At 69.9% G+C, this 13709-nt stretch carries 12 protein-coding genes and 2 pseudogenes; 3 read left to right on the forward strand and 11 right to left on the reverse strand.

The features are described from left to right. Window positions 1-36 precede the first annotated feature (36 nt). A complete protein-coding gene (locus ACWEN3_RS26240) occupies window positions 37-477 on the reverse strand; it encodes a hypothetical protein (protein WP_452975648.1) in 441 nt (146 codons plus the stop codon). 661 nt (window positions 478-1138) lie between these two features. Between ACWEN3_RS26240 and phoU the strand changes: the two are divergent. From phoU to ACWEN3_RS26255, 3 genes and pseudogenes are all read left to right on the forward strand, one after another. Further along, window positions 1139-1861: pseudogene (gene phoU / locus ACWEN3_RS26245) on the forward strand (phosphate signaling complex protein PhoU). A gap of 531 nt (window positions 1862-2392) precedes the next feature. Then, the gene (locus ACWEN3_RS26250) at window positions 2393-2731 is read left to right on the forward strand and encodes an IS3 family transposase (protein ID WP_452975667.1); all 339 of its coding nucleotides are present in this window, start codon (window positions 2393-2395) and stop codon (window positions 2729-2731) included. Between the two features lie 17 nt (window positions 2732-2748). Further along, window positions 2749-3084, forward strand: a complete 336-nt coding sequence (locus tag ACWEN3_RS26255; RefSeq protein WP_452975669.1) for a hypothetical protein — start codon at window positions 2749-2751, stop codon at window positions 3082-3084. On the opposite strand, the gene ACWEN3_RS26260 is transcribed toward ACWEN3_RS26255, so the two are convergent. The 10 genes and pseudogenes from ACWEN3_RS26260 to ACWEN3_RS26305 form a co-directional block, all read right to left on the reverse strand. Beyond that, entirely contained in the window at window positions 3016-4830 is a 1815-nt protein-coding gene (locus ACWEN3_RS26260) for an FAD-dependent oxidoreductase (protein ID WP_452975651.1), read from the reverse strand. The genes ACWEN3_RS26255 and ACWEN3_RS26260 overlap by 69 nt on opposite strands. Next, complete coding sequence (locus tag ACWEN3_RS26265) at window positions 4830-5093, reverse strand: UBP-type zinc finger domain-containing protein (protein ID WP_133046517.1); 264 nt, start codon at window positions 5091-5093, stop codon at window positions 4830-4832. Before ACWEN3_RS26265 ends, ACWEN3_RS26260 begins: the two co-directional genes overlap by 1 nt. A 5-nt stretch (window positions 5094-5098) precedes the next feature. Next, on the reverse strand, window positions 5099-5545 hold the full coding sequence (trxA, locus tag ACWEN3_RS26270) for a thioredoxin (protein ID WP_452975654.1): 447 nt from the start codon (window positions 5543-5545) through the stop codon (window positions 5099-5101). Beyond that, window positions 5542-8181 (reverse strand): ATP-dependent chaperone ClpB, encoded by a 2640-nt coding sequence (gene clpB / locus ACWEN3_RS26275; protein ID WP_452975657.1) that lies wholly within the window; start codon window positions 8179-8181, stop codon window positions 5542-5544. Before clpB ends, trxA begins: the two co-directional genes overlap by 4 nt. Next, window positions 8172-8546: a chaperone modulator CbpM gene (locus tag ACWEN3_RS26280; RefSeq protein ID WP_359557276.1), complete on the reverse strand. Its 375-nt coding sequence runs from the start codon at window positions 8544-8546 to the stop codon at window positions 8172-8174. Before ACWEN3_RS26280 ends, clpB begins: the two co-directional genes overlap by 10 nt. Beyond that, window positions 8543-9481 (reverse strand): DnaJ C-terminal domain-containing protein, encoded by a 939-nt coding sequence (locus ACWEN3_RS26285; protein ID WP_452975660.1) that lies wholly within the window; start codon window positions 9479-9481, stop codon window positions 8543-8545. Before ACWEN3_RS26285 ends, ACWEN3_RS26280 begins: the two co-directional genes overlap by 4 nt. A gap of 6 nt (window positions 9482-9487) precedes the next feature. Further along, entirely contained in the window at window positions 9488-10072 is a 585-nt protein-coding gene (locus tag ACWEN3_RS26290; protein ID WP_452975663.1) for a nucleotide exchange factor GrpE, read from the reverse strand. 10 nt (window positions 10073-10082) lie between these two features. After that, window positions 10083-11987 (reverse strand): molecular chaperone DnaK, encoded by a 1905-nt coding sequence (gene dnaK, locus ACWEN3_RS26295; protein WP_265565992.1) that lies wholly within the window; start codon window positions 11985-11987, stop codon window positions 10083-10085. 81 nt (window positions 11988-12068) lie between these two features. Then, entirely contained in the window at window positions 12069-12596 is a 528-nt protein-coding gene (locus ACWEN3_RS26300) for a general stress protein (RefSeq protein ID WP_452975665.1), read from the reverse strand. Between the two features lie 706 nt (window positions 12597-13302). After that, window positions 13303-13567 (reverse strand): annotated as a pseudogene (locus tag ACWEN3_RS26305) (DJ-1/PfpI family protein); the annotation flags it as partial. Window positions 13568-13709: the final 142 nt, after the last annotated feature.

Genomic DNA, 13709 nt, shown 5'->3' on the forward strand with positions numbered 1-13709 from the left:
CTCGTCGTGCGCCCCGAGGCGGACGGCGGACCCGAGCTACTCACCATCACGACCAAGGAGCGGCGCCAGCACCATCGATGACGCCTCGAGCGCCGGCGTGAGGTCCCAGCCGGGAAGGCGATGGATGCGGCGTGCCGTGGCGTCGGGCTCGCTGATCAGCAGCGGGCCGGCTCCGCGCAGGACCCGCGCCAGGGGTCCGGGGGTGTCGTCGGTCAGCGTCGGCAGGCAGCCCTCCAGCAGCCCCGGGGGCAGCAGGTGGGGGTCTTTGTGGGTGACGCACACCCGCCGCGGGGCGTCCTCGCTCTCCAGCAGGTCGACGGCGCACCAGTCGGCCAGCTGCGGGACCATGATCCGGCAGACCCTCCGCAGGCCCTCATCGGCATCCAGGGTGCTGCCCAGCGCGGTCGTCACCTCCGCGAGCAGCGCGAGACGGTCCAGTGCCTGCTGGAGAACGGCATCCACATCGAACTCGTCCATCCGCCCGCCCTTCCCTTCAGCTGGATCGTCCCTCTACTGGTGCCCCTGACAGCCACATCGGCACCAGCAGGCTTCGGATGGCGCAGCATGGGGCGGTCCCCCCGCCGGACGTACACATAACTGCATCGTCCCTGCTCGCGTGTCCTCCGCAAGGTGGTCTCTGGGTATTACGCTCAAGGGACACAGCCTGAGCCGACCACAGGGCCGGGTGTAAATGACGACGAACAGCCAGCGCGATGGGCACCCCCTGCGACAACGGGGCCAAAGCCTGGCGCCGCGCTGGCGAAGGCGCAACGCGCCTGAAAGGGCCTTGCTGGATCGGTTGATCGGTAAGGAGTGATCAGCCATGGCCCGAGGAATCGACGCCCCCTGCGGGTTGGCGCCTCGTGCTGACCCGGTCAGGGCCCGCGGCTGCGAGGTCTGCTTCGGTTGGGGAACGGTGATCACCAACGACGGACGGCACGAACTGTGTCCGGCGTGTCAGACGCGCGCTCGGCAGGCCGGACAGGCCGCCGGTATGCCATCTGACCGGGGGCGGCACCAGCAAGCTGGCTGAAACCCAGCCGACGGTGATCGGCGAACGTTGCCGGGCGGGCGACGTGTGCGAACCTGACAGTCGGCCAGTCCGGCAAAGTGGCACGACCCGCCGGGGAGGGAAGCAATGCGGCGGGCCTACCACGAGGACCTGGACGCGATCAGTGACGGCTTGGTGGAGATGGCGAACCTGGTCGGCTCGGCCATCGGCCTGGCGACCACCGCCCTCCTGGACGCCGATCTGCAGCTCGCCGAGGGCGTGATCCTCGCTGATGAGAAGGTCGATAACCTGCAACGCGATTTGGAGGACCGGGCGATCGCGATGTTGGCGCGGCAGCAGTCGGTGGCCGCTGACCTCAGGATCGTGGTCACTTCGCAGCGCATGAGCGCGGACCTGGAGCGCTCCGGGGACCTGGCCCAGCACGTGGCCAAGCTGGCGAGGATGCGTCATCCCCAGCGTGCGGCCCCGCGCGACCTGCGGCGCACGATCTTGGAGATGGGCCAGCTCGCGCAGCGCCTGATGGCGCAGGCCGCCGATGATCCTCACCCACGACGTCGATGCGGCACTCCAGCTGGCCAAGGACGACGACCGCATGGACGAGCTGCACCGCATGATTTTCCAGCACCTGATGGACGAAAAGTGGCAGCACGGTGTGAGACCGCTGTGGACGCCACCCTGGTCGGCCGCTACTACGAACGGTTCGCCGACCACGCGGCGTCGGTGGCGCAGCGCGTGGTCTACCTGGTCACCGGCGAGCACGCGGACGAACTGCCCGCCGACGGCTGCCCTCCGCCAGGCCCGGCGTGCATGCGTGCGATCGGAAATCCGGGGGAAGCGATGGGCTGCTGACCACGAGCTGTCGCTCACTACCGAAAAGCAGAAACCGGTGCCCGGCATCACCGGCCTGCTGGTGCGGAAACTGACCGTGTCCCTGAAGGCCGCACGCAGCAGTAGCGCACGCGGCCGCCTCACACAGCCACTTGCCACTCTGAGCCGGGTCCGCTCCTGCCCCTCCTGCCACAAGTGGGTCAGCGAGGGGATGGACACGTGCGCGGGCGGGCACCGGTTGGGCTGAAGGAGCGTTTCGCGCTTTGCCGACCGCCCCCCAAGCGCAATGATCACCGCACAGCAGTGTGCAGCCGTCGGCTTCCCGTTCTCACCACGCTAATCCCGGCGTCCCCGATCGGGGTCCTTTTGGTGTTCGCTGGGCAGTCTTCTGCTGGTTCGGCTTCCCCCTGCTGTCACGCCCTTACCAAAGCGTGGTGTTGCTCCGGCCATCCGGTTTGTGGCGCCGTCGGAGAGATGGAGAAGGCCTGGCTGTCAGTCGGGGTTAAGCGGGGTTTGGAGCCAGCCGCCGAGGGTGTCGAGTCCGGCGACCCAGTGCGGCAGGAAGATCGTCAGGAGGAGGGAGGCCAGGCCAGTGAGGAACATCAGCAGGGCCACTACCGTGTCTACGGGGCGAGAAAGGTCTGGCGTGAGCTGAACCGGCAGGGACGCGTCGTGGCCCGGTGCACCGTCGAACGCCTGATGCGTGAGATGGGCATCCAGGGGGCGGTCCGCGGCAAGCGTGTGATCACCACGCTCCCCGGCGGGCAGGTGGTGCGAGCTCCCGACCGTCTCGACCGCGACTTCTTCGCCGCCGCCCCCAACCGCTGCTGGGTGGCGGACTTCACCCACGTCAAGATCTGGTCGGCGACCGACTACGTCGCGTTCTCGTAGACACCTTCTCCCGCCGGATCGTCGGCTGGTCGGCGGCCACCGTCAAGGAGACCGTCTTCGTCCTGGGCGCCCTGGAGATGGCGATCTGGCAGCGTGACCGTGAGCAGCAACCCATCCGACCAGGCGAGTTGATCCATCACTCGGATGCCGGGTCGCAGTACACGTCGTTCAGGCTCGCCGAGCATCTGGACGCCGCCGGCATAGTCGCGTCCATCGGCTCGGTCGGCGACGCCTACGACTGTCAGCAGGCCGCCACCGCGGTGCCGCCGTGCGGGCGCCCTTCGTCATGCGAGCCATGCGGACTCCTTGTGACGTATGCGTGGGGAGACGTCCGAGTGGCCCGCGACAGCTGAGGTGCCCGTGGTTCCTGGTACGGCCGAGTGCCCCAGGTGCCTGTGCACGAAGTGGATGGCCATCGCGCCCTCACCGGCCGCGGAGGCCACCCTCTTCACCGAGCCGCTACGGACGTCCCCTACCGCGAAGACCCCGGGCAGGCTGGCCTCCAGGGTCATGCACGAGCGCCCGCGGTCATGCCACACCTCGGGGGAGGCGCAGGCTTCCTGGGCCTCCGGCCCGGTGAGGACGAAGCCGCGGGAGTCGAGGGCGATGATGCCTGCGAGCCACTCGGTGTGAGGTTCGGCGCCGGTGAAGACGAACAGGCTCCGTACCGCGAGCCGGCGGTGCCCGCCCGTGCGGTTGTCGACCACGTCGAGTTCCTCCAGCACTTCCTGGCCGATGACCTCGGTGACCTCGGTGTGCAGCATGACCTCCACCCGCGGATGACGCTCGACCTGGTCGACCAGGTAGCGGGACATGTTGGCCTCAAGGCTGGCTCCTCGGACCAGCAGGTGCACCTTCGGCGCGTACCCGGCGAGGAACAGCACCGCCTGGCCCGCCGAGTTGCCTCCGCCGACGACGGCCACCGGGTCGGTGCGGCACTGCTGGGCCTCGTAGACGGTCGCCGAGTAGTGCACGCTCGTTCCCTCCAGGTGTTCGATGCCGGGCACCTGGAGCCGGCGGTAGCGGGCACCCATGGCCAGGACGACGGCGCGGACGGCGATTTCGCTGCCGTCGGCGAACGCCACCACGCAGTGGTCGTCGTCCTTGGGATGGAGACCGGTCGCCTCCAGCGGAAGGCTGATCCTGGCGCCGAACTTGTCGGCCTGGAGTACGGCGCGTTCGGTGAGTTCGGCGCCGGAGATGCCGGATGGGAAGCCGAGTAGATTTTCGATGCGGGACGACGTGCCGGCCTGGCCGCCGGTGGCCATCGCCTCCACCACCGTGGTGTTCAGGCCCTCGGAGGCGGCGTACACCGCGGCAGCGAGGCCGGCGGGTCCGGAGCCTACGATGAGGACGTCGCCGTGACGGTTTCCGGCGGGTAGTGACGGCAGGCCGATGAGCCGGGCCAGTTCCGCGTTGCTGGGGTTGCGCAACAGGGTGGTGTCCCGCCAGATGACGATCGGTGTCTCCGCCGGGCCGACGCCGAAGCGGCGCAGCAGCTCCTCGGCCTCCTCGTCGGTCTCCAGGTCGATCCAGCGGTGCGGCATCCGGTTGCGGACGGCGAACTCGCGCAGCCGTCTGGTGTCGGGCGAGTAGCGCGAGCCGATGATGCGGAAGCCGGCGCCCTGTCCGACGAGCAGCGCGCGACGGCCCAGACAGGCGCGCAGCACGACGTCCCCGAGGGTGGAGTCCTGGGACACCAGGTGGCGCAACTGGTCCAAGGAGACGACGAGGACCTCACCGGGCTCCCTGGCGACAGCGGTGTAGAAGGCCACTTGTCCGTGCAGCAGGCCGAGTTCGCCGATGAAGCGACCGGGGCCGTGCACGCGCAGCACGTGCTCCTCGGGGGTGCCGTGGTCCTCGACGACGGCGACGGTACCGCTGAGGACGACGAAGAACGTCTCGCAGCGCTCCCCCTCCCGGATCAGCACGTCGTTCGGAGCCATGGTCCGGCGTTGCCCGTGCTCCGCCAGACGTGCTATCTGGTCCTCCGTGAGGCGCGGGTACGCGCCGTAGATGTCCGGGGTCTCCCAGAAGGCGGCGTCGTTCGCTTTCTCCGGCACTGGTTCTTCGCCCGGCAGCGACTGGTCGCCGGACATCAGACGAACGCCTCGTGAACGTAGCACCAGCGCCATTCCTCGCCGGGCTGGAAGGACTGCACGATCGGATGGGCGACGGCAGCTGCGTGCTTGCGCGCGTGCTTGTTCGGCGAGGAGTCGCAGCAGCCGACGTGCCCGCAGGTCAGGCAGAGCCTCAGGTGGACCCACGGGGAGCCGAGCATCAGACACTCCTGACACCCTTCTGGGGTCAGCGGCTGGACCGGCCGGACAAGCGCGAGGTGGGGGTCTGCGTGCAGGGTCATCCGGATCACCCTTTCCGGGCGGTGATCGACTGTTCCACCCACTGGCGCAGAGCGGGGGCGGGCGCCGCCCCCGCCTGCCGGGCGACCGTCTCGCCCCGGTTGAGGATCAGCAGTGTCGGTACGGCCTGGACCTCGAAACGCTGCGACAGTCGCGGGTTCTTGTCGACGTCGACCTTGACGAGTTTGATTCGGCCGGCGAGATCGGTGGCGACCTTCTCCAGTGCGGGGCTGACCATGCGGCAGGGGCCGCACCAGGTGGCCCACAGGTCGACCACGACGGGGACGTCGGCCCGCTCGGCGACCTCGGTGAAGTCGTCGTCGCCCGCGTCCACCATCCACGGTAGGGGCTGCTTGCAGTGGCCGCACTTGGGGCGGCCCTCCGCGGCTACGGGCACCCGGTTGGTGCGCCCGCAGTGGGGACATCTGACGGTCGTCGCCTGCGTCGTGCTCATGCCGCCCGCGCTCCCTTCACGTCCTGGGGCTGGTCGTAGGTGACTACCAGCTCTCCATGTTCGGCGTCGACGCGGACCGTCGCGCCGTCCTGGACGTCACCGCGCAGCAGGGCGCGTCCGACCATCGTCTCGACCTCGTGGGAGATGTAGCGGCGCAGCGGCCGGGCCCCGTACACCGGGTCGTAGCCCTGGTGGGCGATCAACTCCCGGGCGGCTTCGGTGAGTTCGACGGTGATGCGGCGTTCGGCGAGTCGGCGGCGCAGCTCATCGAACTGCAGCTCCACGATCCGCTCGATCTGCCGCTCGCCGAGCGGCTTGAACAGCACGATGTCGTCGACGCGGTTGAGGAACTCCGGGCGGAAGTGCCCGCGCAGCTCGCCCATCACCAGGGCGCGGGCGTCCGGCTTGATCTCGCCCTCGGCGGTGGCGCCGTCGAGGAGGTGCTCGGAGCCGATGTTCGACGTCATGATGATCACGGTGTTGCGGAAGTCGACGGTGCGGCCCTGGGAGTCGGTGATGCGGCCGTCGTCGAGGACCTGCAGCAGGGTGTTGAAGACATCGGTGTGCGCTTTCTCGATCTCGTCGAACAGCACGACCGAGTACGGCTTGCGGCGTACGGCCTCGGTGAGCTGGCCGCCTTCCTCGTAGCCGACGTATCCGGGTGGTGCGCCCATGAGCCGGCTGACGGTGTGCCGCTCCTGGTACTCACTCATGTCGAGGCGGACCATGTTCTCCTCGGAGTCGAACAGGGCCGCCGCGAGGGTCTTGGCCAGCTCGGTCTTCCCGACGCCGGTGGGGCCGAGGAAGATGAAGGAGCCGATGGGGCGGCGCGGGTCGCGGATGCCGGAGCGGGCGCGGATGATGGCGTCGGCGACGAGTTTGACGGCCTCGTCCTGGCCGATGACGCGCTCGCGCAGGATCTCGTCGAGGCGCAGCAGCTTCTCGCGTTCGCCTTCCTGGAGGCGGGCGACGGGGATGCCGGTCCAGGCGGCGACGATCTCGGCGATCTCCTCCTCGGTGACGACCTCGCGCAGCAGCCGGTTCTGCCCCTGTTTGGCGGCCAGTTGCTCCTCCTCGGCCTTCAGCCGGCGCTCCAGGTCCTGGAGGCGGCCGTAGCGGAGTTCGGCGGCGCGGTTGAGGTCGTAGGCGCGTTCGGCCTCCTCCGCCTCGTGGCGGACCTGCTCCAGTTCCTGGCGCAGTTCCTGCACGCGGCGGATGGCCTGCCGTTCGGCCTCCCACTGGGCGTGTTTGGCGTCGGCCTCGCCGCGCAGGTCGGCCAGTTCCTTGCGCAGTTCCTCCAGGCGAGTTTTGCTGGCGGCGTCGGTCTCCTTGGACAGGGCCGCCTCCTCGATCTCCAGGCGGGTGACGCGGCGGGTGATCTCGTCGAGTTCGGCGGGCATCGAGTCGATCTCGGTACGCAGCCGGGCGCACGCCTCGTCGACGAGGTCGATGGCCTTGTCGGGCAGGAACCGGTCGGTGATGTAGCGGTGGCTGAGGGTGGCCGCGGAGACCAGTGCGGTGTCCTGGATCTTCACGCCGTGGAAGACCTCGAGGCGTTCGCGCAGTCCGCGCAGGATGGAGATGGTGTCTTCCACGCTCGGCTCGTCGACCAGCACCTGCTGGAAGCGGCGTTCGAGGGCGGCGTCCTTCTCGATGTGCTTGCGGTACTCGTCGAGGGTGGTGGCGCCGATCATGTGGAGTTCGCCGCGGGCGAGCATCGGCTTGAGCATGTTGCCCGCGTCCATGGCCCCTTCGGCGGCGCCCGCGCCGACGACGGTGTGGAGTTCGTCGACGAAGAGCAGGATGCGTCCCTGGGCGGCCTTCACCTCGGACAGCACAGCCTTGAGGCGTTCCTCGAACTCGCCGCGGTACTTGGCGCCGGCGACCAGGGAGCCCATGTCGAGAGCGAACACCGTCTTGTCGCGCAGGCCCTCGGGGACGTCGCCGCGAACGATGCGCTGGGCCAGGCCCTCGACGATGGCGGTCTTGCCGACGCCGGGATCGCCGATGAGGACGGGGTTGTTCTTGGTCTTGCGGCTGAGGATCTGGGTGACGCGGCGGATCTCCGTATCACGGCCGATGACCGGGTCCAGCCGCCCGGACCGAGCCTCGAGGACCAGGTCGCGGCCGTACTTCTCCAGAGCCTCATAGGCCACTTCAGGGTTGGCGGAGGTGACCCGCTGGTTGCCGCGGACCTGGGTGAGCGCGCTCAGGAACGAATCCCGGGTCACGCCGTGCTCCTTGAGCAGGCGTCCGGCGGCGGTCGCCGAGCCCTCCTCGGCCAGGGCGAGCAGGAGGTGCTCCACCGACACGTACTCGTCCTTGAGGCGTTTGGCCTCCCGCTCGGCGGCATCGAGCAGGCGGGACAGGCGCTGAGTGACGAAGACTTGGCCGGGTGCCGCGCCGGGACCGGTGACCTTCGGGCGGCGGGAGAGTTCCTCGCGCACGGCCGCGCGCAGCTCCTTCGGCTCGGTGCCGGCCTGTTGCAGCAACCGTGGGATCAGACCGTCCTCCTGATCGAGAAGCGCGAGCAGCAGGTGTTCCCCGTCGACCTCGGTCTGCCCCATGCCGACGGCCGCGCTCTGGGCCTCCTGGAGGGCTTCCTGGGACTTCTGGGTGAGACGGTTCATGTCCATGGGGGTGTTTCACTCCTCGTACCGGCGCGGCGCAGGGCGGCTTCGAGCATGCTGATGCGGTCCAGCAGGTCGAGCACCAGGCCGATGGATGCGTAGTTGAGGCACAGCCCGGTGCGCAGCCGCTGGACGCGGGCGAGGGCGGCCGGTGCCGTGGGTTCGAACACCAGCCCTCCGGAGGCGTCGCGCTCGGCCTCGACCAGGCCCAGAGCGACGAACCGGCGTATGAGGTCGGGGTGGACCCCGGAGCGGCGGGCCACGGTCTGCAGAGAGAGCCTGGGCACCGGCACGATCGCGTACCGGACGCGTGCCGGCGCGGGAGCCGTCAGCCGAGACGCCTGGCGCGCCTCGGCGCGTGGGTCACTCATCGTGTCCTCCTGGGGTCGAACGAGGAGACGGCGGCGAGCTCCTCGAAGAGTGCGCGCTCCCGGTCGCTGAGCCTGGACGGCACCATGATCCGGAGCTCGGCGTAGAGGTTGCCGTTCGTGCCGCGCGGGTTCGGCATGCCCTCACCGCGTAGCCGCAGCCGCCGGCCGCTGGACGAGCCCGCGGGCACCGTGACCTTTGCCGTCTCCCCGCTCGGCGTGGGCACCGGAACCGTCGCACCCAGCGCGGCCTCCCAGGGTGTGACCGGAAGCTGCACATACACGTCCCGGCCGTCGAGGCGGAACTGGGGGTGCGGCTGGATCCGCACCCGCAGGTACAGGTCCCCCGCAGGGGCGTCACCGTTGCCCCGGCCGCCCTCGCCCGCCAGCCGGATACGCTGCCCGTCGGTGGTACCCGGTGGCACGTCGACCTCGTACCGCCGCGGCTGCCCTGTGGGATCGGCGAGCGTGACGGTGCGACGGCCTCCCCGGTAGGCCTCCTCGACGGTGAGCGGCAGTTCGGCCTCCTGGTCGGCTCCGGGGACACGCACCCGTCCGGCGCCCCCGAAGAACGAGCCGAACAGGTCGTCGACGTCGACGCCCTCCGCGCCGAAGCCGCTGGTGGCGTACCGGACCCGGGGGCCGCCCCCGGTGGACCAGCGGAAGCCGCCGCCGGGTCCCGCGCCGGCACCGACCCGCTCCTCCCAGTCCTCGGGAACCTTCCGGAAGTCCTCGCCGAAGCGGTCGTAACGGGCCCGCTGGTCGGGGTCGGACAGGACGCTGAAGGCCTCATTGATCTCCTTGAACCGCTCCTCCGCCGTGGGGTCCTTGTTGACGTCTGGGTGGTACCTGCGGGCCAGCTTGCGATACGCCTGCTGGATCTCGTCCTTGTCGGCGTCTCGCGGGACCCCGAGGACTTCGTAGAAGTCGCGTGCCATGGCCGCTCACTCCCGCTTGGCGACGGTCACGGCGGCCGGCCTCAGCTGCCGCTCGGCCTCGCCGTAGCCGGGGCGCAGCACCTGCGCCACGGTGTTGGGTTCGGCGTCGGGGTCCTGGACCACGCCGACGACCTCGTGCCGGGAGGGGTCGAACGGGACGCCGGTCTCGGCGTGACGCTCGTAACCAAGGCGTTCAAGGGTGGACACGGCCTGGTCGCGCACGGCGCGAACCCCCTCGACGATCGCCCCGGGGTCGGAGCCCGCGTGGTTCAGGGCCAGTTCGAGGTTGTCGATGACGGGAAGGAAGGCCGCGGCCGTGCGGGCGCGTTCGACCGCGCGCTCCCGGTCCAGTTCCCTGGCGTGTCGCTTGCGCAGGTTGTCCAGATCGGCGAGAGCACGCCGCCAGCGGTCCTCGACCTCTTTCAGTGCGGCTGCGTACTCGTCCTCGCCCCCGGCCGGACCGGTGGCCGCGTCGGGCCCCGGTTCGGCCTGCGTGGTCGGCGGCGCGGGCTCGGGCAGGTGGCCCTGCGGCGGTTGTGTGGCGCCTTCGGGCGGTAGGTCGGACGATCGGTCCTGGGGAGGGATCGGCATGGCGGGTACCTCAGCCCTTGTCGAACTCGGCGTCGATCACGTCTTCGTCGGCGCCGGCACCGCCCTGCCCGGAGCCGTCCGGCCCGGTGGTGTCCGACGGACCACTCGCCGCCGCGGCTTCGGCTTGGTGGGCGGCGAGCCCGGCGTAGACCTGCTGGAGTTCGGAGATCAGCGGCCTGACCTTGTCCACTCCGGCCTCGTTCTTGACCGCGTCGCGGGCCTCTGCCACCAGCATCTCGGCTCGCGCCTTTTCGTGCGCGGGCGCGGCGTCGGCCAGTTCGTTCAGACGCTTTTCGACCTGGTAGGCGATCGCGTCGAGTTCGTTGCGGGCGTCGACGGCCTCGCGGAGTGCCTGGTCCTGGCCCCGGTTGCTTTCGGCCTCCTGGACCATGCGTTCGACCTCGCTCCGGTCCAGGTTGGAACTCTCGCTGATGGTGATGCCCTGTTCCTTGCCGGTGTCCTTGTCGCGCGCGCTGACATTGAGGATGCCGTTGGCGTCGATGTCGAAGGTGACCTCGATCTGCGGTTCGCCCCGCGGCGCCGGCCGGATGTCGGTGAGCTGGAACCGGCCGAGGACCCGGTTGTCGGCGGCCCGCTCCCGCTCGCCCTGGAGGACGACGATGTCGACGGCCGGCTGGTTGTCCTCGGCGGTGGAGAAGGTCTCGCTGCGGCGCACCGGGATGGTGGTGTTCCGTTCGATGATCTTCGTCATCACTCCGCCGCGCGTCTCCACGCCCAGCGACAGGGGGGTGACGTCGAGCAGCAGGACGTCCTTGACCTCGCCCTTGAGCACCCCGGCCTGGATCGCGGCGCCCAGGGCCACGACCTCATCGGGGTTCACGCTCATGTTGGGTTCCTTGCCGCCGGTCAGCCGGCGCACCAGTGCCTGGACGGCGGGGATGCGGGTGGAACCGCCGACGAGGATGACCTCGTCGATGTCGCTCTCGCCGACCTTGGCATCGGCCATGGCCTGCTGGACCGGACCGAGGCAACGCTCCACCAGGTCGCCGGTGATCTGCTCGAACGTGGACCGCATGATCGAGTCGGTGAGATGCTTGGGCCCGGAGGCGTCGGCGGTGATGAACGGCAGGCTGACCTGGGTCTGGGTGACGGAGCTGAGCTCGGTCTTGGCCTTCTCCGCCGCCTCGAACAGACGTTGCAGCGCCTGCGGATCCTTGCGCAGGTCGATGCCGTTCTCCTTCTGGAAGTCGTCCGCGAGGTAGTCGACCAGACGCCGGTCGAAGTCGTCGCCGCCCAGATGGCTGTCACCCGCCGTGGAACGCACCTCCACCACGCCGTCGCCGACATCGAGGATGCTCACGTCGAAGGTGCCGCCGCCCAGGTCGAAGACGAGGACGGTCTCGTGCTGTTTCTTGTCCATGCCGTACGCGAGGGCGGCCGCCGTCGGCTCGTTGATGATCCGCAGCACTTCCAGTCCCGCGATCCGTCCGGCATCACGGGTCGCGGTGCGCTGGGCGTCGTTGAAGTAGGCGGGCACCGTGATGACCGCCTCCGTGACCCGTTCCCCCAGCTGCTTGGAGGCGTCGTCGGCGAGTTTGCGCAGCACCAGGGCGCTGATCTCCTCAGGCGCGTACAGCTTGTCACGCACCTTGAAGCGGGCCTCGCCGTTGTCTCCCGGGACGACGTCGTAGGCGACGGCCTTGGCCTCGTCGGGGATCTCGTCGAAGTGCCGGCCGATGAACCGCTTGGCCGAGTAGATGGTGCCCTTGGGGTTGAGGATCGCCTGGCGCCGGGCCAGCTGGCCCACCAGGCGTTCCCCGGTGTCGGTGAAGGCCACCACGGACGGTGTCGTGCGGTTGCCCTCGCTGTTGGGCACGACGGACGGCTCGCCGCCCTCCCACACGGCGATCACCGAGTTGGTGGTGCCCAGGTCGATGCCCACTGCCTTGGCCATGAGGAACTCCTTCCGCGGCGGTCGACGTCCGTCGGCGACCGTTCATCCTCCGGGCCCTGTCCGCCCGGCTTCGAAACACGTTCAGCTGGGGGCGGGGTCGCTGCGCGGGCGCCGGCCCCTGGAGGAGGCGCTCTCCGTGTTCGCGCCGGCCCTGCTGTCCAGCCCGGCGACCAGCCGGACGGCCTCATCGGCGACGTCCTCGTCCACCACGACGTCGTACCGGCTGGGCTCCATCGAGCGCACCGAGGCGAAGTCCCGGCGGCCGCCCTGGGCCGCGTGCAACAGCACGCCGAGCAGCGCACCGACGACCGCTCCGAAGATCAGCCCGTACAGCGCGAGGAGCAGACCGGAGACGACCGGATTCAGCCAGTTCAGCAGCCCGAAGATCCAGCCGACGAGTACGCCGGGCAGCGCTCCGGTGGCTGCGCCGTGGAGGGCGGCCTCGCCGTACCCCATTCGACCGACCACCTGTTCGACAAGACGTATGTCCCGACCGATGATCGCCACCTTCTGAACGGGAAAGCCCTGGTCGGCGAGATGATCGACGGCACGTTCGGCTTCCTGGTACGTCGAGTACGAGGCAACGGCCCTGCGGGCCTGCTCGGTCATGGCCACTCCTTCCGCCGACGGACCGCCGAGCGGTCCCGACAGGCCCCACAGTGGCTGTTCGCCCGGTCACCCCGCCTGCGCCCAGCGGGTCGAAAAGTGGCACCGCCGGTCGGTCTGCGAGGACAGGAGGCGGGACGGCGAGTTCGCGGCGGGGTACCTCAGGGTTCGGCCCGGCATGAGGTAGCGGGGCTCACGAATCTTCCGACACAGGGGACTTACTCCCCGCTTCGACGCTCAAAAGGCGGGCGGCCCCCGGGACACCACCGTGCCCGTGGACGAGCAGCGGCACGGCCCCACCCGAACGGCCGCCCCGCTCGGGGCGCACCTCACGGGCTGATGGCACTGTGCCACACACCTTCGACAGCGCGGACGAGCGCGAGATCCTCGGTCCTGCCCTGTGCAGGTCGCTGCCCTCGGGCCGTACCACGCCGGATATTCTCCCGGGGCCATCTGCGCCTGGCGGTGTCGTCCCGGTTCCTACCCGGGACGCAGGACTCCTTCCTCCTCTCCAGGCTGGTACGGCGCACCGCGGCGATCCTGTCCCTGGGCATGGCGACATTCGACGCGGCTGCGCGACGCTACGGACCGGCGGCCGTACGGGAGGCGAGCGCCCCGGCTGACCGGCCCGCGGGGTGGAGAGCGGGCCCAGCGGGCCCACCTCCACCGTGCACCGCCTGCTCCCACCGCCTGCGACCAGGCCGCCGGGTCAGCCAGGCATGGGGTGGTGCGCCCGGGCGAACTGCTCCACGACGGCGGCGCAGAAGGCAGGCAGGCAGGTCGGCCGGGCCGCGGATGGTGACCAGCTGCCCGTCGACGACCACCTCCTGGTCGGCGACGACCTCCGCGCCGGCGTTGCGCAGGTCGGTGCGGATGCTGGGCCAGGACGTCAGGCGGCGGCCGCGCACGGCGTCGGCTTCCGCCAAGGTCCACGGGCCGTGGCAGATCGATGCGACCGGCTTCCCGCTGGCCATCCGTTGGTCTTGCGTGGGTATCCCCGGCTTCAGCCGGGGAGGGAAACGCCTCCTCGTGCCGGAGGCGCGCAGCGCCAAAGTTCGCTGCGTTGTCGGTGGCCCGAGTAATCCGTTGACGACAAGGACCGAGGGGGGTGGGCTG

The organism is Streptomyces sp. NPDC004561, assembly GCF_053602155.1.